Genomic DNA, 20,325 nt, shown 5'->3' with positions numbered 1-20,325 from the left:
GTACTCATGACTCAGCACTTGAGAACGGGACTGACGGGGCTCGAACCCGCAACTTCCGCCGTGACAGGGCGGTGCTCTAACCAATTGAACTACAGTCCCTTGTGTTTAGCAACTTTATTAGTATTGCCTTTTTTTTCCTACTTGTCAAGTAGCTGGGAGAAAAAATATTGATGTTTTTTCTAGTTCTTCGTCTGTTTAACACAGAAAGTGGCTCTAGACCACAATCTGTCCTTGAGATACCAGGTTTTGCAATATCTGAGGTTGCATCTGTTTATACTGCTGCTTTAACAAATTTTTGCTGACTTGCGGGGGAGAAGAAGATGGTAGTTGCTGACTTTGTTTTACCCAATTTTGCAACTTTTTTTGCTGTGTGGGCGCTATGCTACTGCTGAGAATGTTGGCGCTCCTATGGGGTGTTTCTAGGGTAAAGAAAATCAAAGGGTAAGACGTATACTCCGTCAATGCTGATACCAGCTTGAGATTTTGAGGATTTTGCATATCTAGGTAGCAAGGTAGCCACTTGGGGCTGAGTTGGCGATTGTAAAGTACTGTCACCCACAGTAACATCGGGTGAGGAGAGGTAATAAAGATAAACTGGTTATGAAGGGTGGCGTGGGCGCGATTTGTAATTTCTTGTTGAGGCAACATCAGCCACAGAGCAGCCACGGAGCCTGTTTTAGTATTTATTAATTGCGGAAAAACAATTTCTTGAATAGGTTTATCTTCAGGCCACACAAGTTCCCGACAGGTTTGTGAAATGGTTATTGGTAATTCTGAACTCAATGAACCTGGAGGGGTGGATTTATTATCTAAACTAGCGGGCTTTTTCTGGTGAGCAGACTGTTCTACTTTTGACAATATTTGGAGAATTTCCGCCATACTTTGCGGGCGATTGTCTAGATTTTTTTCCAAACAAGCCATAATTAAATCATTTAACTGCTGAGGTACTTGTAGATAAGGATTCACATCATTGATCGATTTTGGTTTTTCAAATTTGTGTGCTTTATACCAAGCCCCAAAATATTGAGTTTCTAGCTGCCAAGGTTTTTGCCCAGTCAGCATCTCAAACATCATGACACCCAGGCTATAAATATCAGAGCGACTATCTACTTCATCCCCTTCTAATTGTTCTGGGGAGCAGTATGGTAAGGTTCCATGAAAACCTTTTGTATGAATGACATTTGCAGAATTTAAAAATTTAGCGATGCCAAAGTCTAAAATTTTTACTAACTGCCCCAAAATGGGATCAGGAATCACTATTATGTTAGCTGGTTTAATATCCCTGTGAACTAGTGGATTGATTTTTCCATCTATATTAATACCTTTATGAGCGCATTGTAAACCAAGGCAAATCTGGCGTGCGAGAGTAAAAAATATTGGCAGAGGTACGGGAATTAAATCTTTCAACCTCTTGCCAGATAAATATTCCATGACATAAAAGGCCTTGCCACTTTTACTCACACCATAATCATAAGCCCGGACAATATGTATGCTTTTTTGGCTTAAAGCAGCACTCAGGAGGGCTTCACGGTTAAAGCTTTCTTGGACTTGGGGATTAGTAACTGTTTGGGATAGAAATTTTATGGCAACAGGTGTGCCTCCTAGCAAAACATCATGTGCTAAAAAAACTTCACCCATGCCACCTTTACCAATTAATTTCTTAAGTTGGTAACGGTTGGCAAGCAACTCCTGATTTTCTGGAGACGCGAATGGGCTTTTGTTCACTTTAATAACCTCTAAATGGGAATGGGTAATTTTTTATTAATTGAGCTTGCTAGATTTTGATTAAGATTTCAATAAATCAAATAATTTTACTAGCCAAGATTTTAAAATAATTGTTGGTTTTTTATCCGGTGTATTCAGTTTTTTGCTAACTTCTAATCTGAGTTTTTCATATTCTTTTTTGAGAATGCTTTTTCCTTGGCTGGAAGAAATAATTTTTTGTTCTAATTTTTGACTTAAACTTAAGTTATCTGCCAAAGTTTGCCGCTGTTGAGCCGTGAGAATAAAAGTTGTGACATAGGAGCATTTATGAGGTTCTTCACAGGCGAAAAATAGCAGATGATAATAGCCTGTTCCTGCTAAAGTCTGTAATATTTTTTCTTCTCTAATCTCGTTCAAATCCAAGTAATAAGATAGCCATCTTATGAGTGCAGACTGGTCATCATATAGCATTGTTACCCATAACACCATTGGGTAGTTATCCATTTTACTGATAAATTCAGTGGTATATATTTTTCCTTGAAATTTCATTATTTCTGCTTGAGGTAACATCGCCCAAAAAGTGGCTATATTGCCTTTTGCTGTCTGTAAAAGCTGGGGGAAACAAATTAAGGCAACTGGTTTATTTTTAGGCCAATGTTTCTGCCAACATTCTTTTTCGGAAATTGATGTTAAAGGTACTATTTTAACAGGATCACTGCTGAAAGTATTCTCATTAATTTGCGTTTTTATTTTGTCTAAATTGTCTAAAATTTCGCCGACATTTTTAGGTCTACCATTGACATTTTTTTCTAAACAACGTCTTACTAATTGCTGTAATTCATCAGGAATTTTAACTTGGGGATTGACTTCTTCAAATGTAGGTGGAGTTTGAACACAATGAAGTTTACACCAAATACTAAAAGAGTGATTTGTTGTATGAAATGGATGTTTCCCTGTCAGCATTTCAAACATTAATACTCCCAAGCTATAAATATCAGAACGCACATCTAATATTTTTTCTCCTTGCATATGTTCTGGAGAAGAGTAAGGCAGACTACCTATAAAAGATTCAGTCATTGTCATGCCACTACTTTCTGTTAAAAATTTGGCAATGCCAAAATCAAGGATTTTAACTATTTCTGATTTTTTGCCATGATGGTTGATAAATATATTTTCCGGTTTAATATCTCTATGAATAACAGGATAAATTTTGCCATCTAATGTTACACCTTGGTGAGCGCAATGTAACCCTAAACAAATTTGCTGTGTAAATTCTATAAATTTAGTAATAGTTAAACTTTCGACTTTAAGAATTTGTTTTATAGTTTTCCCACATAAATATTCCATAACGTAAAAAGGTACTCTTTCATTAGTAATACCGTAAGTTAATACCCTCGTAATATGTGGACTTTTTCTACCCAATTGAGCGCCAATAAAAATTTCTCTGCCAAAACGTTGAGCGGTCTGCTGATTGGCTATATTTAAAGAGAGTATTTTAACTGCAACTAACATACAGCTTTTGCTAACATCTTCAGCTAGATAAACTCTACCCATTCCTCCTTTACCCAGTAAGCTTTTAATTGAATAACGGTTGTTTAATAATTTTCCAATGTAGATGTCTGATTCATTTTTGTATTCATTCATATTCTGGATGTTATGCTGCACCACAAAATCAATAAATATGGATATTTACTAACAGGATACTTTAACTAAAGTTTTACAGCTATTATTTTTCTTTATCTATACAAATCTAAATAATGCCAGTCTGTTAATCCTGTTAGAATACATCCACTTTCAAGAAACAGTACCGTTAGCGGTAGCTCGGCGTTTAGCCAGTACCGAATTACTTTTTAATTTTGTTAAGTGTGTAAAAGCTACTTAACCTTATGTAACATATTTTCGTAGGGTCTGTTAGCAGTAATAATACGTAATTTTTATATTTAATTGCAATAAATCCGCCTGAGTTAACCGTAATTTTATTAAGTGCTAGGGACTCGCAGCAAGTTCCAAAACTTGGTCAATGGGGATGCAATTTTGAGTTTAAAGGCTAGTATTTGGCTGGTTTGCAGTCCGTTGAAATTGTTATCGCTGACGAGAATTAATGAAGGTTCTCCATTTGGTAGTTTTGGTCCAAGGGTTAAACCTTCAATATTGTCTAAAGCTACATCTAGAGTTCGCAAATCTAAGAGCAGTTTTTTCTGTACGGGCTTGACTTTTTTAGTATCAATTAATTCTATGCTATCGATGTTGTGAATGTCGTCAGCATTTTCTAAGGAAACCTGAAACAGGAAAATTGCAAATCCTAAGCCAGTAAAAGACCTTTCTATACTCAGTAAGTGTCCTTGATTATCGAGGGCAAGTAAATCAGGTAATCCACTGGCAAACTTACCTGTAAGATTCAATAAAGATGTGACGGGTTCTGTTTGGTAGAGGAATTCTTTTTCTGGCTGGTTGGTTAAGAGATTATATTGCAAAATTCGGCAAGGTGTACCAGTGTCAGGTTTAGCGGCTGCACCGTCTTGAATTAGTGCGTTTTCGCTGGCTGTAAATAGGGAATTTTCGTCGGGTGTGATGGTGAGACTTTCAAAAGCTAGGTTATTGCGGACACCCTTCTGTCCTGTGGAATCTGGTAAAAATTTATCTGGTATGGGTAAGGTCGTTACTGTCTGGCCAGAAGATAAGGAAAACTCTTGTATAAAAGGATTTATTAACTGCTGAACATCTCCTTCAGAGGAAATGAAAACAGTTGATTTTTTTGTTAAAGCGATACCTTCTGTGTCCGTAATACCGGGGATAAAAGGTTGATTATTGGCATTTAAGAGGGTTATTACTGCTACAGGTTCAACGCCATTTTTTGTTAATTTACCTTGGCTGAGGTCTATTTTGAGAGTATAAAAACGTGGAGGTGCTTTTCCTCCTCGGTCGTCGGAGATGGCATAATAGAGGTCGGTTTTCTGATCGTAGGTAATTCCTGATAATCCGCCGACTTCGGTTTTTTGGAAAGATAAGCCAGTAGGTAAGGTGGCTTCACCAATAAATTCTATACCAGTTACGGTTACTGATGCAGAGGCGAAATTACTGAAACCCAGTGTAATAATTAGGATGGGAATGAGAAAATAAATAATTAGTGGCGGTTTCCAGAGTTTTTTGAGAAGCTGCATGGATTAACTTAAAAATTATATGGAATACTATGCGTTAAGTAATTACACCATTCTGCAAGAGTACGCGACAGCGTAACTTGACCATTAAAAACTATTGAAAAGCTTGTGTAATCTGCTTTTTTAATTTTTAATTTTCAATTTTTAATTCTTCCCTACGGTATTAGCATATTCGTTCTGGAAAAAGTTGACTAGCCAATCTTTAACTTTGCGGGTGGCGCGACAGTCGTCTTCGTTGTAACGTTGGATGAGTTCTAGTAAGGTGCGATCGCTTGTCTCTAACCATTGATCATACCAGTAGATACATTTAGCACCACTAGCTTCTTTATCACGCCACTCAAATCCTAACCAACGTGCGATCGCTTTTAAAGCATAACTTTCGATTGGTAAAGCAACGCTTTGGATTAATTGTTCATAAATATCTACAAAGCGATTAAGTATGGGCTGTACTGAAGAGTTCGGTGTGCGGTAAAGTCTCGCTAACCGTTTGACGGTATCAAATTCATAGGCGCAAAAATGGTATATTGGTGCTTCAGGATATTGCCAGACTAAATCTAGAAATTGCTGCCAAATTAATTCTTCTTGGGCTGGTGTTTCTGCTAAAAATGAATAAAACTGTTCGCTGTTAGCTTGTCTATTCACTACCAAAACCCCTAAAAGGTAATTTAAGTTTAAATCTGGTTGGGCTTCAATATCAAAATATAGCTCGATTGGGGCTGTAAATGTGAGTTTTTCTTCAGAAACAGGGTATGGTAAGATCAAGGGCTGTTTGCTGAAAGTAGATTGCGCTTGGACTATTAATTTAGATGCAACATCAGCGTCAAACCCAATCAAGTTTTCTAAAGTGCTAGAACTAGTATTAGCCAGTGCTTCTAGCGTAGTAGTCGATAAAGCTTGCAATTGAGTGTAGCGAATCGGTGTTACACCAGGCAATAGGGAAAGATGTTCCTGAGATTGTGCGATCGCATAACAATGATTATACCAGTGGCAGAGATTGCATTTTTGCCGAGCAATAAATACTTCAGGCGGTTCTGGTGACTCAATCACTTGAACATACTCCGCCAAAATCTCCAGCATTTGTGGTATCCATCTATCCACATCTACCACATAGGTTGAGTCTTTATTCCGCAAAATCAGCCAAGCTTCTTGCTCTATATTTTCCTGTAATGCCGCCAAAATTTCGGCGTGAAAAGCCGCAACAACTTGATATTCTTGTTTAGGACGTTTACCTAGTTGAATATCCAATGGCACATAAACCCAATCTCCAAGCCAGGATTTTCCTGGTTGTTTGACAAGTAAATCTGGACGACTCAGTAAGGTATATTTGTCTACATAATTGGCTAATAACACTCCGCGATGAATGAAATCAACCCCTTGCTGCATTAATTCTATGGTTGCTGCTGCGCCGGCTTGCCAGTTTTTTCGGGGATATTCAGGTTGGTGATACTCCAAGTTTTCCATTACACTCTGCTGATGAGCGATTTTGTCTTGTTGTACTTTCACCAGCAATTCATGGGTAACTACTCGCTGGTTATAGTCACCATGAGTATCTAAAAAAGGCCGCCGTTTACAGCGTTGATATTGGAGTAGGTTTTCAGCATTGATTAACATCCTTTTAAGCTAACAATAATTATGGGTTTTTAGGATAGACGGCCGAAGTTACTTGAATATGGATTTAATGAACCGCGTTCGCGAAGCGTTCCGTAAGGAAAGGCGCGAAGAGCGCGAAGGAAGAAGGAAGATGGAAGATTGATTAACATCCTTTTAAACTAACAATAATTAGGGGTTTTTAGGATAGACGGCCGAAGTTACTTGAATTTGGATTTAATGAACCGCGTTCGCGAAGCGTTCCGTAAGGAAAGACGCGAAGAGCGCGAAGGAAGAAGAAAGAAGGAAGAAGGAAGAAGGAAGATAGGTAATTTTTGACTGGGAAGTGAGTAGGAGGTAGAGGGGGAATAGTATTAATATGGGGTTTCCTGCTAAATGGCGAATCTAAAATCTAAAATCTAAAATCTAAAATTAATTATGTTGCATCACCATCGCTCACAATTTCCGGCTTTAGGGAATAAGGTTTATTTTAATTATGGTGGACAAGGGCCAATGCCTCAAGGGGCTATGGATGCTATCTCCCAAACTCAAGCTCATATTCAGGATATCGGGCCTTTTGGAACTGAGGCTTATCGCTGGATTTCACCCCAAATGCAAGCTACTAGGAAAGCGATCGCTTCTGTGTTAAATGTACCATTTGACACGATTACTCTCACGGGTAATGTCACAATTGGCTGTAATATTGGAATGTGGGGTATCAATTGGCAAGCTGGTGATCATCTATTACTCTCTGATTGTGAACACCCCGGAGTAATTGCCACTGCTCAAGAAATTAGCCGCAGATTCGCTATAGAAGTTTCTATTTGTCCCCTGAAGGCTACTTTAAATGAGGGTGATCCTCTCTCTATTATTGCCGAAAATTTACGCCCCAATACCAGGCTTGTGGTTTTAAGTCATGTTTTGTGGAATACAGGTCAAGTTTTGCCTCTTGACAAAATTGTCGAAATATGCAGGAATAACAATTCTTTGCTGTTGGTAGATGCTGCACAATCTGTGGGTGTTCTACCTTTAAATTTAACGGATTTGGGTGTAGATTTCTATGCTTTCACCGGTCATAAGTGGTTATGTGGCCCTGCTGGTGTAGGTGCTTTGTATGTGCGTCCAGAAGCGCGGGAAAGCTTGCAACCGACTTTTATCGGTTTGGACGGAATAATTACCAATACTCAAGCGCAACCTGTTAATTGGCAACCAGATGGGCGAAGATATGAAGTGTCTACCCTAGCAACTCCATTGTATGTGGGATTAGGGGAAGCGATCGCTATTCATCAAAAATGGGGAACCGCAGCAGAACGGTATGAGCAAATTTGCCATAATAGTGAATATCTTTGGCGTAAATTGACAAATTTACCGGAAGTTAAATGTTTAAAGAACTCCCCACCCGAAAGCGGTTTAGTATCTTTTCAACTTGCCAATAATCAGCCTAGTTTGAAGTTAGTACAATTTTTAGAAGCGCAAAAAATCTTAACTCGAACAATTGCTAATCCAAATTGTATCCGCGTCAGCGTTCATTATCTAACTTTAGAATCAGAAATTGACCAATTAATAAACGCAATTAAACAATTCACAATTCAAAATTAAACAAGTTCTTCGCGTCACCGCGTCTTTTTTATTTGCGGTAAAAACCCCAAAACCTAAAACCTAAAATGGAACGCCCTATCCTATATATAGCAATCACGAATCACGGCTTTGGCCATGCTACCCGCACCGCATCAATAGCGGCAACAATTCAAAAACTGTGTCCAGAAATATTATTAATATTAGTCACCACTGCTCCACGCTGGTTGTTAGAATCTTATATAAAAGGTGATTTTATCCTACGTCAAAGGGCATTTGATTTAGGTGTCATCCAAACTGATAGTTTAACGATGGATAAATCAGCAACCTTAGCGAAGTTAAAAGAAATTAAAAAAAATCAAAATTCTTTAATTGCATCGGAAGTTAATTTTATTCGTCAAAATCGTGTTAATCTTATATTGGCAGATATTCCCTTTCTCGCTGCTGGATTTGCAAAAGCAGCAAATATTCCCTGCTGGATGATGAGTAACTTTGGTTGGGACTTTATTTATCGAGATTGGGGTGGGGAATTTATAGAAATTGCTGATTGGATTAATGATTGGTATGCAAAAAGCGATCGCTTGTTTCGTTTTCCCTTCCACGAAACCATGCCAGCTTTTACTAATATCACGGATGTGGGTTTAACCGGGAGTTCTCCCAGTTACCCTGCTGAGGAATTACGCGCTAATTGGGGAATAACAGCACCGCCAGAAAAAACTATTTTACTTACCTTTGGTGGTTTAGGTTTACAGGAAATTCCTTATAATAATATTGATAAGTTTTCCGATTGGCAATTTATCACCTTTGATTCTTCTGCACCTGATTTACCAAACTTAGTGAAAGTGACAAATCGTGAATATCGTCCAGTTGATTTTATGCCAATTTGTGGAAGAGTGATTTCTAAACCAGGTTATAGTACTTTTGCAGAAGCTACGCGTTTAGAATTACCTATTATTACCATACCTCGTGATGACTTTGCCGAAGCTGTTTTACTCTTAGAAGGAATAAAAAATTACAACCAACATCAAATCATCAATCCAAAAGATTTCTTTCAAGGAAATTGGGATTTTCTTCATGACTCACCCCAACCATCAAAGCAGAACCAAACCCTAGCTAAAGATGGAAATGAAACTATAGCTAAATCTGTGATAAATTATTTTCAATCAATGTAGATAATATAGCAGGAGTCAGGAGTCAGGAGTCAGGAGTCAGGAGTAAAACCCTCTTGTAGTGAGAGTTTCATTATCAATTGATATCCTAACCACCCTGTCGACGGCTATATTTCCAAAATCCAAAATTGGTATGACATCATGTTCGCTTAATTACTTATCAAAAAAACTCGACCCTTCACCGCGTCTCCCCTTCACCGCGTCAGCCTTAATTATAAGTCTTTAACCGAACACGATATGACACACTACCAAAAATTATTGAAAGTTTCCACTACTGGCAAATCATTTCAAAACATTACCGCCAAAATCGCAGCCATAGTTGCCGAATCAGGAGTAAAAACTGGACTTTGTACTTTATTTTTGCGTCACACTTCAGCTAGTTTAGTCATTCAAGAAAACGCAGATCCTGATGTATTAATAGATTTGGCAAATTTCATGGCTAAATTAGTCCCAGAAGGCAACCATTATATCCATGATGCCGAAGGTGCAGATGATATGCCAGGCCATATTCGCACAGTTTTAACTCATACTTCCGAACAGATACCTATTAATAATGGTTATTTAGTGTTGGGAACATGGCAAGGAATCTATCTTTGGGAACATCGTCAGCGCAGTCAAACAAGAGAGTTGGTAGTTCACATTTCTGGATAGGCTATCAGTACAGTAGATATCAAGCCGGTCTGATTTCATGTTCGCTTAATGACTTGTCAAAAAAACTCTCCGCGTCTCCGCGTCACCCTGTCTCCGCGTCAGCCCTAACTATAAATCTTTAACCAGACTCCTCACTCTTGGTGTAAAAAGTTCATCTTAGCTTTAGATAAAATACGATGTCTCTTAACAATTGACAACAAAGCGCTTGATATAATTACTGAGAAATGTGCCTAAAACATCTATGAAAATTGCTGATTTAATTAACTGGTTTGAAGAATGGGCAAATCCCGCTTGGTGTGAAAGCTGGGATAATTGCGGTTGGCAGATTGAACCAGGTGTGTTGCAGGAAGAAGCAAGGGTGTTGGTGTGTTTGACTCCAACTTTAGCAGTAATGCAAGAAGCGATATCTCTCAATGCTAATCTGATTTTTGCCCATCATCCCCTGATTTTTCATCCCCTCAAATCTTTATGCACTGGGGAAGCAATCACAGAAATGGTGCGGTTCTCTTTTACTCACAAAATTGGTATATATAGCGCTCATACAAATTTTGATCAGGTAAAGGATGGCACAGCGGATGTTTTAGCACAAATGCTACATTTGCAAACAGTATCTCCCATAGTACCTACTCAATCAGGTTTAGGTTATGGACGTGTAGGAATGCTGGAACCACCTATGACTTTACAGGAATTACTGACCACCATTCAAACTCGACTTAATCCCCCAAAGTTGATTTTTTCCCCTACGGCTGATTTGCAGCAAAAGATTTCACGAGTTGCTGTTTTGGGTGGTTCGGGTGCAGGTTTTATTTCCGAAGTCGTCAAAACCCAAGCTCAAGCTTATCTTACCTCTGATTGTAAGTTTCATCAATTCCAAGAAAGTAGAGACAGGGAACTCATTCTTATAGATGCTGGACATTATGCCACTGAACGCCCAGCGTGCGATCGCTTGGTACAAAAATTCCAAACTCTCAATTTAGATTGGGTGCAATTAAGTCAAAGTGATGAGGATTTTCGTCAGTTTTTACCCTGATTAAATATTTTGGCAATTTGTGCTGTCCAGTAATTTTTATTACTTATAGCCTCAAGCTGACAGTATATTTAAATACGTATATGTTGTTAAGCTCATCAATTAAATAACCGCTTTCTTTGTACTATTTACTTCTAAGTAATTCAGTGAGAGCCTTGCCAATCATAGTATTCTTATATTATTTTCGTGATTGAAATCACAATAAAAATGTAATGACAATCACTGGAATTTACTGTTCTATATCAATGTATTTTGGCAGCAAATGCTTCACACTAGAACTAATAAACTTTTTATTATGCCCTATTTATCATGATTCGTACACTCATTGCATCTGCTTTCCAAACAGGATATCTTAGTGTTGAATCTGAGGGTTTACTGCGCCAGGTATTAGCGACTAAGTGCTATCAGCCAGAAGATTTAGAAGAGCTTGCATCTCTATACGAAGCAATTCGCACAGGTAAAATAAAAAGAGAAGCTTCTTCCAAGAACCTGATGAAATTCCCCAGCCTCCACCAATCTCACTAACTATTGCTCCACAAAACTTAACATACAGCCGAAATTGCCCGAATATAGAAATTTATTGCCTGCTTTTTGGGGAATCATCGCAGGATCACATTAATTAAAACTACTACAATACCGCTATCTGCTGCCATACCGCTAGGTCAATGGTACAAATACACGTGCAATAAATCTTTATCTTAAAACCAGGATGTTTCCGATTCGCTAGTACACAACGGCATAAGTTTCTATCCAATCGTGATGGCAGTTGCCCAAAGAGATGCACGGAGGGTGGCTTAAGGCAGCGTGTAATCAGTGAAACTGTTTGCTGGTTAATTATTTCTGTTACCCTGGAGTAGTGATTCAGTCACATTTCTTTAACGCTCCTTATCCAAAAAACACAATTGTATTATCATAGGTTACAGCTCAAAACTCAAAACTCTTCAGGTATTGTTATTGAAAACAATGAAGGTAAGCCAGAGAATGAGTTAAGATCAAATACATTAAGGGTTAAAAGTATAGCCGAGTCCCCAGACTTCCTAGAAATGCCAATGACTACAAGTAGGCAACTCAAACAACCGCAATCATCGCTTGTTTTGCAGTACTATTTATTACATAACGGTAGTAAGGAATCACCACCACATATTAACCTGGTTAGGACAACTCCAGAATTGTTTGACTTCTATGAAGTAGACATTCTCTAGCATTGACCCGAAAGAGACTGAATTCAACTGATGCAGTAACCATATGTTTATGACCCAAGCTTTCCCTATATCTAACTACTACAACCGAGTTATTGTTAGATTGGGTCAATAGACTCACTAGTACCGCTTCTCTGCGAGAGGCTACGCCTACGCTGAATTCAAAATACCTGCCAAGCCGCTTTGCGTCTACGGGTGTCTACAAAATTCAAAATTCCAAAATCTTATGAAGTAAGTTTTTAATCGATTTTGAATGGTAGATTGATTTTTGCCACACTGTACTAGTTCTGAACTGTGGAATTGATCTCTTAAGGGTGTATTTTACTGGGGTAAAACCCGGATTTTGACAGGTTTAACTACGTTGTTTAAAAAGGCAGAAGCAGTACATGCTACACCGCAAGATTTATCAACTGTGTTGCGACGGGCGGGAGGTATGTGTTTTTTTGCGGGATCAGCAACGCTGGATAGAGCGGGCCCGCATCATAGATATAGAGGGTGATTTAGTGACTCTACGCTATGAAACAGACGAAGAAGACGAAGTTTGTTCTTGGGAAGAGATGGTTCGCCTAGAAAGCATTGGCGCTGTAACGCAAAAATTAGCTTCCGTACCACGGGGTAATGTGGAACCTCTCATGACTGAAGATTGTCCTGAGGCGGAGCGTATCCGCAACCCATACACAGACTCAAATCCAGACTAATTTAGACCTGAGTAATGAGTAATGAGTTTTGAGTCGTAAATCCTGATTCAAGACTCATGATTAGATAGCCTCTCAAAGGCTGGACAGTAACCTTCAAGGGTAACTTTGAAGTTATATAACGGGGCAGCGGGATTCCAACACCGTTGCCCTCTTTGGTATCGGCACGTACCACAACATTCTAGTTCAGACCATGTATGACGATCTTTATTTTGGTTGAGCAGTTCTCGTTGGGACAAGCCCCGCAATACTAATTCTTCCCCTTGCCAACGGGCTTCAATTAAACCTGTATCCGCAAATTGTCGCCAACGTTGATCAGCTGTCATCGCATCGGGGAGTGTGATGGTAATCACCGTTCCCAACTCCGTCAACTCGCCTTCATAATTAGTTTCTGGAGCAGCTGGTTGTAAAAATGTTTCCCCAATGGGCAGTTCTACTAAAATACCAGCCGCCGGAGAATGCACATGATAACGATTTTGTAGCTCTTCCAAGCTAGTCAAGTCGGCTAAGTAGGCAGGGGAACCGTGAACAAAAACAACGTGCTGGGGACGTAAATTATGAATTAGCTGTGTTGTCCCAGGGCCATCACTATGTTGAGCCATTAGATAGCTTTCAACAGTAGTCTTTGCTAAATATTCTTGATTAACTTTTATATCAATTTTTTCTGGCAGCAAAATCAGCCAAGGGCCTGTGTTGGGCTGGCAGTATTTAGCCAAATCAGCTGTAGAGTCAGTGAGGAGAATACAGGGTGAATTGCCCAGAGTGGCTAGATTTTCTGCCTTCAACCGCCGCACACGGGGACGTACTCGTTCATCCCAAAATAAAGGTTGATGACGAGCAAAGTTCTGGACTGATGCCGGCAGATGGGATAAAAGTTCTAAATAGGCATCGCAGCCAGCAGCAACAGCACCATCAACCCAAATATCTAAGTCTCGTCCGGTAAAATGGTGATGAGAGCGTAACAGCATTAGCAGTTCTTGACCTAACCCTAAAGCAGGTGTAGGGAGAATCACAGAATAATGATCTGCGATCGCATCTGACGCACTAGGGGTGATGGCGCGATGAATTCTTTCAGCTAGTTGATTTTCTTGATTACGGCGGTGGGGATGGCGAGATGTGCCATAGCTACCTTCAATTAGCAGCACATCTAAATCTAATCCGCGCAATTCCTCCAAGCGTAATCCATCTACTAGCCGGGAATTGGATAAGAAAAAATCCCCTGTGTAAAGTAATTTGTAATCCCGGTGCTGGGTATGATAAGTGAGCAGAATAGCCACCGCCCCTGGCATATGACCAGCGGGGAATAATTCTACCACCAGATTCTCTTGAATTTCTATAGGCGATCGCAACGGCAGCGCCTGACAAAATGCCGGAATTCCTTCAGGCTCTTGTTCTGGCCAATTTAGCGGCAATAACTTACTAGTTACTTCACTGGCATAAATGGGTAAATGCGGAAAAGTTTGATTTAGCCCCAGCAAACCTCTGGCATGATCTGGATGAGCATGACTAACTAATACTACATCTGCTGGTAGCTCGGATCTACCCCGCGCTGTCGATTGAGTCAAATCTCTCGTCAGCGATGAAATATCCGCCAAACCACAATCTAACAAAATGCGGTGTGGACCCATCCGCACTAATAAACACAAGCCTTCATCCTGATGTTGGACACTGTAGGGAAAACAATCTAATTCACTAGGCGCTTCCCCAGTATCAGGGTGAGAGGATACCGACAGATCATCCCTCATGCTCTCCTGCTCCATAAAACTAATACAACGTCAGAATTATCCAGACATTGAGATTTACTTCCTGCTTCCTCCGGGACTGTCGGTTTTTCTCCCCGTCCACAGGCAGACACGACTAAGCCAGCCGCCTTTGATAGATTAATCACAGCGTTCAAGTCTTGATCTAGACTAATACCATTTCACTTTAAGATTGATACAAATGGACAGACGCGGTGACGCGGAGATTCATTTGTAGCTTTAATTAAGTGAATTGATATAACACCTATCTGATAACGGCATTTTGGTTGATGCCCACAGGAAGAGCCTTAACCCCACAAAAGATAAATGAATTCTATCAATGTGCTGAACCGTTGCCATGATAGTTATCTGAATCATAAAATCCGTTCTTCGTGCCGAAAAATAAGCACGAAATAGTAAATATAACGGTTAATCCTACTAAAATCAGCTTGACATCCATGTGTTTGCCCTCCTTGACTAAAGACTTTTTTATCTTAATAGTGTAATTCTCTATCTGGGCATAATCACTAGAAAATCTTTACTATGCTTGGGTACATTGGGCAATAGGTAAAATTACTCTAATAATTTAGATTCTAAACCTTTTCAGCTAATCTGTCCAACTCAGTGACTTCCCAAGATCCCATTGTTTTGAGAGCAGGGGAGCAGGGAGCAGGGAGCAGGGGGCAGGGAGCAGGGGGAGGAAAAGTGGTTTTAATTCTGTTAAATTGGCTAATTTATGTTTTGGAGTTCCCATAAAACTGTTTTTCCCACTACTTCCTGATTAAAGAACAATTTCCTTACCTCGCTCTGTGAAACGCACATCTTTAATTTTCCATTGGGAATTACTGGTTAAGGTTTTGCGGAGACTACCAAACAGCGCAAACTGTTCACAACTGGAAAGAGAAGCTATTTGCCGCTTTGATTCAGGAGAGATTCGTAAATCAACGGTAGCGACACCATTGTTAACATTTACACGATATCCAGACAAGCTCAAGTCCGCTGTATCTCGTTGTTCTATGATTTTACCTATGGCTTCTGTCATGGGTTCATTCGCTGACACTGAAGCTGTTTTAGGAATTAATTCTTGACATTGTTCATCACTTGTGTATAGGGTAACATTAGTAGTTTTACCCGAAACAGCTTTAGAATTTGAAGTGGGTAGCTCTTCGCTAGGAGATTCTGTGGTTGAATATGGCTCAACTTTACTAGGTGGAGACTGTAGTGGAGTGGTGCTTGGAGTTAGTTGGGGAGTTGGGGAAACTGCACTGTTTGGTGTTGTTATGGGTGTTGAAATTTGACTTTGACCATTATCAGCCGTATCGTTGCCAGCACAACTACTAATGCTGGTGCAAAGGGCGAATAAAATCAGAGACGAAAGATATTTTTTTTGGCTGTTCATAATTTAAAAAAATGGTGCATTGATGGCTGAGATTATACATTTTACAGGATTTATCAATGCACTATTTCTTATTGTATCAATACGTAAGTCCTAGTTTCATCTGAAGGCATCTAAGCCGTGATCATAAATTCTTGTGACACAAGTATTATGGAAACTGGCAAATCAATTAAGCAACAGAAAACCTTACCTAAGGAGGATAACAGTGGCAGTCAAAACATCCGTATTTATTGCCACAAGTCTTGACGGATTCATAGCAAGGCTGGATGGAAGTATTGACTGGCTTAATCAAGCCAATACTGTTGTCCCGCATGATGAAGATTGTGGCTATGCGACCTTCATGGCAACAGTTGATGTAATTGTCATGGGTCGAAATACGTTTGAACAAGTGCTTACTTTTGGTGAATGGCCCTACGGAGATAAGAAAGTTGTAGTTCTATCTCGAAAAGGGATTGTAATTCCTGAAGCGCTCAGGAAGACTGTATCAACTTCATCAGCAGCACCAGAATCTCTAATAGAAATGCTTTCGTTAGAAGGTGTACAAAACCTGTACATTGATGGTGGACAAACTATCCATAGTTTCCTAAGTGCTGGTTTACTCAATGAGTTGACCATTACAACTATCCCGATCCTTCTGGGAAGTGGAAAACCACTCTTTGGAGTAATTAAGTCAGATATCTTACTCAAGCATGTGATTACAAATGCCTATGCATTTGGTTTCGTGCAGAGCAAGTATGATGTCTTAAAAGCAGCACCCCATCACGAGTTATAGCCGGGATACCTTCTCAACGGGACACGTTGTCAAGTTTTGTATATTTAATGTTCAAAACTATTCATTTCCCGTTGTTTTAAATCCGTGGTGTTGATGTCCTCTGAGTACAAAAAGATTGCTAAAAATTATTTATTTTTTATGGACAAGTTGGAAGTAAAAAATAGTGTTAAGGGCGTATTTTAGCGTACTAACTAAATTTTGATCGCCTCTTTATCATCTCCCAATATCTCTGCTAACCTACTGTACTCCCCAAACTTTGGCTCTGACAGTAAAAATAAGTTGTAGAGGTCTAGATTGCATTGTGCTGTCGATAGTTTAGTAATTTCTCAGATTATTTCGATACCTATGACTAGACGACTCATATTTATCAATTCACTACTTTGTTATTCTGTCAATGCGTAAGTCCTAATACCGTTCATGATAATTAAAAGTCCTCTCCGTTATCCTGGTGGTAAATCAAGAGCAATCAAGCAAATATCAGAATATTTACCAGAAAGCTTTTCAGAATTCAGAGAACCTTTTGTGGGTGGTGGTTCCGTATTTATTTATTTAAAACAAAAATTCCCTGATTTAAAGATTTGGATTAACGATTTAAATCGTGAGTTGTTTTTGTTTTGGCATTTTGCTCAATCTGATTTATCTAAGTTAGTTGCGGAAATTCGCTATGTTAAAAAAACTTATAAAGATGGTAGATTGCTATTTTCAGAATTAACAACTGTTGATGTCAGCAATTTATCAAATTTAGCAAGAGCCGTGCGTTTTTTTGTTCTTAACAGAATTACCTTTTCGGGAACTATAGAATCTGGTGGTTTATCTCTGGAATCTTTTCATAAAAGATTTACTGATTCATCTATAGACCGTTTAGAAAAATTGGAAACTATATTAACAGAAGATGTAAAAATTACTAATTTAGATTACAGTCAAGTGATCAATGCCGAAGGGGAAAATGTATTTATTTTTTTAGATCCGCCCTATTTAATTGCTAAAAAATCAAAACTATATGGTAAAGATGGTGATTTACATACGGGATTTGATGATCAAAAATTTGCAGAAGATTTAAAACTATGTGATCACCGTTATTTAATTACCTATGACGACTCACCACAAATCCGCGAAAATTTTCAAGGTGCAGATATTTTTGAGTGGCAATTGCAGTATGGGATGAATAACTATAAGCAAAACAAAGCTGAAAAAGGTAAAGAGTTATTCATTAGCAACTATCAAGTGAAACAAACTGTCGAGAAAATAGTAAAAAATAAGAATCTGCCTAATTTAGCTTTGCAGTTAAGTCTTGATGTCTAGGGCTAAATTTTGATACTTTGCCATTTTTTCGGTAGGATAATTCCCAGTCCGATCAAGTGAAACCAAAAGCTATGACTATTCCCCCAATTCCTATTAATTGGCCAATTCTGCTGCAACAATTATTAGATCGCCAATCATTATCCCGTACTCAAGCAGCCGTATTGATGCAAGGATGGATAAATGAAGCAATTCCCCCAGAGTTATCGGGAGCAATTTTAACAGCGCTGCACTTTAAAGGTGTAACTGTGGAAGAGTTGACAGGAATGGCTGAAGTTTTAAAATCTCTGTCTGCTGTACCGATAAACAAGGGCGGGGATACCCCGCCCCTACGGTTGATTGATACTTGTGGCACTGGTGGGGATGGGGCATCAACGTTTAATATTTCCACAGCAGTTGCTTTTGTTGCGGCAGCGGCTGGTGTGCCTGTTGCTAAACATGGTAGTCGTTCCGCCTCAAGTTTAACTGGAAGTGCTGATGTTTTAGAAGCTTTGGGAGTAAACTTAAGTGCTTCTAGTGAGAAAGTGCAAGCAGCAGTCCAAGAAATCGGAATTACCTTTTTGTTTGCCCCTGGTTGGCATCCAGCACTGAAGGCAGTTGCACCAATACGGAGAAATCTGAAAGTACGGACAGTGTTTAATTTACTTGGCCCCTTGGTAAATCCCTTGCGTCCCACTGGGCAAGTAATTGGAGTATTTGATCCCAAATTGATAGAAACGATCGCACAAACCTTAAACCAGTTAGGAACGCAAAAGGCGATTGTACTGCATGGGCGAGAAAAATTAGACGAAGTGGGGTTAGGTGATATCACAGACTTAGCCGTATTAGCTGATGGTGAAGTGCAGCTAACAACTGTAAATCCTCAAGAGGTGGGAATCACACCTGCACCCATTACAGCCTTGAAAGGTGGGGATGTCCCAGAAAATGCCCAAATTCTCAAGGACGTGCTGCAAGGAAAAGGGACTCAGGCGCAACAGGATGCGGTAGCGCTGAATGCGTCATTGGCGTTGCAAGTGGCGGGTATAGTTCCCCTGCTGAACCATGCTCAAGGTGTAACATTGGCTAGGGAAATTCTACAAACCGGTAGCCCCTGGACAAAGTTGGAACAGTTAATTGAATTCCTGGGCGATTAATTTCTGAGTGGGTTTGGGGTCGAAATTCGACAACATTACGTTTGATAGTAACGTCGTAGTTGCCAAAAAAATCATGTCCTAACAATCCAGTTTCTAATTCTGTACCAGCGATCGCAACTGGGACTTTATTTACCATCACCCCGCCCACTTCCATCGAATCCAGATAGCCAACCGGGAATTCCACAGCTTTGGAACTAACAGTGTTGGCTTTAGCTGTCCCCACGGGAATTACACCCAAAGCATTTGCTATCTCTTGAGTGATCACAGTGCCACTAGCCCCCGTATCCACAATCATCTCAAATCGTTGTCTACCATTAAAAGTAACTTCCACAATTGGTGTGCCACCAATTCGCCGCTTAATTGGTGCTACGAATACCTCATGATTTTGGGCAGAGATTTCTGATGAGGGGAAAACAGGCTGTGGTGGTGGTAATTGTGGTTTTTGTCTAGTAGAAGAAAGACTTGAGTTACTTGGTGTTTTAGGTTTTATTTGGGGAACTACAACAACAACCCTTTGGGGTTGAGTAACTGAAGATGCGAAACGCCTGGGGTTAGCGTTCTGTTGTGCTAACTGAATTTGACGTTTGTATTCGGCGATTTTTCTTTGAGCAAAAGGAAAATTAGGGCTGTCTCGGCGTACCTGTCTCATGAGAGCGATCGCATCATGAAACTGACTGGCTACTAAATTCCAATCATCCGGTGATTGAGCAGATTGACTGATAGTCAAACCACTGGTAGCTTTATCCAGCGCCGATTCCAAAACATTTGGGTCAATTAGCGACCGTTCTAATGGCTGTGGTTTTGGGTTAGCTTGTAGTGATGCTGGCTGTTTTGCAGGCGGCTGTATTGCTGCCAGATTACCAAGAGGCATAGATTGCTGTTGACTACCAGTCGTCGTTGTCTGTTTGTCTTCACCACAGGCAACAGTGAAAACCGCTAGACTACTGGAGAGGATAATTAGGGCTGTGCGGGATAAGAAAGGCTGAAGCATAATGACTTTTAGGTTTAACCGCCCTGGCTCTATCCAAGTGTAGCGCCCCCACCGAATTAAAGATGCTCCAGGTTTAATGATTTAATTTTTTATGAATTGAATTGCTGTCATTCGTCTAAAGACATGAACTCATGAGATAATAAGCAGTCGCTATCCTAACCGGGCATATAGGGACATGGGGAGATGGGGAGACACGGGGACGCGGTGACGCGGTGACGCGGAGAAAATGA

At 39.8% G+C, this 20,325-nt stretch carries 17 protein-coding genes, 1 tRNA gene and 1 pseudogene; 10 read left to right on the top strand and 9 right to left on the bottom strand.

Features of this window, described 5'->3' with window-relative positions:
• Positions 1-25: 25 nt before the first annotated feature.
• The 5 genes from H6G68_RS20645 to H6G68_RS20625 form a co-directional block, all read right to left on the bottom strand.
• Positions 26-99, bottom strand: a tRNA-Asp gene (locus tag H6G68_RS20645).
• Between the two features lie 114 nt (positions 100-213).
• Positions 214-1,725 carry a protein kinase domain-containing protein gene (locus H6G68_RS20640; RefSeq protein ID WP_190908319.1) on the bottom strand — a complete coding sequence of 504 codons (1,512 nt, stop codon included), beginning with the start codon at positions 1,723-1,725 and terminating at the stop codon, positions 214-216.
• Positions 1,726-1,785: 60 nt separating this feature from the next.
• Positions 1,786-3,348, bottom strand: a complete 1,563-nt coding sequence (locus tag H6G68_RS20635) for a serine/threonine protein kinase (protein WP_190908318.1) — start codon at positions 3,346-3,348, stop codon at positions 1,786-1,788.
• A 335-nt stretch (positions 3,349-3,683) separates the two neighbouring features.
• A complete protein-coding gene (locus H6G68_RS20630; RefSeq protein WP_190908317.1) occupies positions 3,684-4,865 on the bottom strand; it encodes an esterase-like activity of phytase family protein in 1,182 nt (393 codons plus the stop codon).
• 141 nt (positions 4,866-5,006) lie between these two features.
• A complete protein-coding gene (locus H6G68_RS20625; RefSeq protein ID WP_190908316.1) occupies positions 5,007-6,473 on the bottom strand; it encodes a TM0106 family RecB-like putative nuclease in 1,467 nt (488 codons plus the stop codon).
• A 414-nt stretch (positions 6,474-6,887) separates the two neighbouring features.
• On the opposite strand from H6G68_RS20625, the gene H6G68_RS20620 reads away from it, so the two are divergent.
• The 7 genes from H6G68_RS20620 (at position 6,888) to H6G68_RS20590 (ending at position 12,768) form a co-directional block, all read left to right on the top strand.
• Positions 6,888-8,048, top strand: coding sequence for an aminotransferase class V-fold PLP-dependent enzyme (locus H6G68_RS20620; protein WP_190908315.1), 1,161 nt, complete (start codon positions 6,888-6,890; stop codon positions 8,046-8,048).
• Positions 8,049-8,113: 65 nt separating this feature from the next.
• Complete coding sequence (locus H6G68_RS20615) at positions 8,114-9,196, top strand: glycosyl transferase (RefSeq protein WP_190908314.1); 1,083 nt, start codon at positions 8,114-8,116, stop codon at positions 9,194-9,196.
• 234 nt (positions 9,197-9,430) lie between these two features.
• Positions 9,431-9,844: a secondary thiamine-phosphate synthase enzyme YjbQ gene (locus tag H6G68_RS20610; RefSeq protein WP_190908313.1), complete on the top strand. Its 414-nt coding sequence runs from the start codon at positions 9,431-9,433 to the stop codon at positions 9,842-9,844.
• A gap of 241 nt (positions 9,845-10,085) precedes the next feature.
• A complete protein-coding gene (locus H6G68_RS20605) occupies positions 10,086-10,874 on the top strand; it encodes a Nif3-like dinuclear metal center hexameric protein (RefSeq protein WP_190908331.1) in 789 nt (262 codons plus the stop codon).
• 306 nt (positions 10,875-11,180) lie between these two features.
• Complete coding sequence (locus tag H6G68_RS20600; RefSeq protein ID WP_190908312.1) at positions 11,181-11,396, top strand: hypothetical protein; 216 nt, start codon at positions 11,181-11,183, stop codon at positions 11,394-11,396.
• 524 nt (positions 11,397-11,920) lie between these two features.
• Entirely contained in the window at positions 11,921-12,073 is a 153-nt protein-coding gene (locus H6G68_RS20595) for a hypothetical protein (protein ID WP_190908332.1), read from the top strand.
• A gap of 383 nt (positions 12,074-12,456) precedes the next feature.
• On the top strand, positions 12,457-12,768 hold the full coding sequence (locus tag H6G68_RS20590) for a DUF6679 family protein (RefSeq protein WP_016951371.1): 312 nt from the start codon (positions 12,457-12,459) through the stop codon (positions 12,766-12,768).
• Between the two features lie 47 nt (positions 12,769-12,815).
• On the opposite strand, the gene H6G68_RS20585 is transcribed toward H6G68_RS20590, so the two are convergent.
• Complete coding sequence (locus tag H6G68_RS20585) at positions 12,816-14,510, bottom strand: MBL fold metallo-hydrolase (protein ID WP_190908311.1); 1,695 nt, start codon at positions 14,508-14,510, stop codon at positions 12,816-12,818.
• Between the two features lie 775 nt (positions 14,511-15,285).
• A complete protein-coding gene (locus H6G68_RS20580) occupies positions 15,286-15,903 on the bottom strand; it encodes an RAD23 family protein (protein WP_190908310.1) in 618 nt (205 codons plus the stop codon).
• Positions 15,904-16,036: 133 nt separating this feature from the next.
• Between H6G68_RS20580 and H6G68_RS20575 the strand changes: the two genes are divergently transcribed.
• Positions 16,037-16,672, top strand: a complete 636-nt coding sequence (locus tag H6G68_RS20575; RefSeq protein ID WP_206757411.1) for a dihydrofolate reductase family protein — start codon at positions 16,037-16,039, stop codon at positions 16,670-16,672.
• A 215-nt stretch (positions 16,673-16,887) separates the two neighbouring features.
• On the opposite strand, the pseudogene H6G68_RS27925 reads toward H6G68_RS20575, so the two are convergent.
• A pseudogene (locus H6G68_RS27925) lies at positions 16,888-16,995 on the bottom strand (IS701 family transposase); the annotation flags it as partial.
• A 97-nt stretch (positions 16,996-17,092) separates the two neighbouring features.
• Between H6G68_RS27925 and H6G68_RS20570 the strand changes: the two are divergent.
• A complete protein-coding gene (locus H6G68_RS20570; protein WP_339327876.1) occupies positions 17,093-17,974 on the top strand; it encodes a DNA adenine methylase in 882 nt (293 codons plus the stop codon).
• A gap of 71 nt (positions 17,975-18,045) precedes the next feature.
• Positions 18,046-19,104 carry an anthranilate phosphoribosyltransferase gene (trpD, locus tag H6G68_RS20565; RefSeq protein ID WP_190908307.1) on the top strand — a complete coding sequence of 353 codons (1,059 nt, stop codon included), beginning with the start codon at positions 18,046-18,048 and terminating at the stop codon, positions 19,102-19,104.
• Here trpD and H6G68_RS20560 read toward each other — a convergent pair.
• Positions 19,034-20,095, bottom strand: coding sequence for a retropepsin-like aspartic protease family protein (locus tag H6G68_RS20560; RefSeq protein WP_190908306.1), 1,062 nt, complete (start codon positions 20,093-20,095; stop codon positions 19,034-19,036). The two genes, trpD and H6G68_RS20560, sit on opposite strands and share 71 nt — an antisense overlap.
• Positions 20,096-20,325: the final 230 nt, after the last annotated feature.

Origin of the sequence: Anabaena catenula FACHB-362, assembly GCF_014698735.1 — a bacterium.
Lineage (GTDB): Bacteria > Cyanobacteriota > Cyanobacteriia > Cyanobacteriales > Nostocaceae > Anabaena > Anabaena variabilis_A.
Note: the sequence above shows the minus strand (reverse complement) of the source record. Positions and strands in the feature narration are given on the sequence as shown.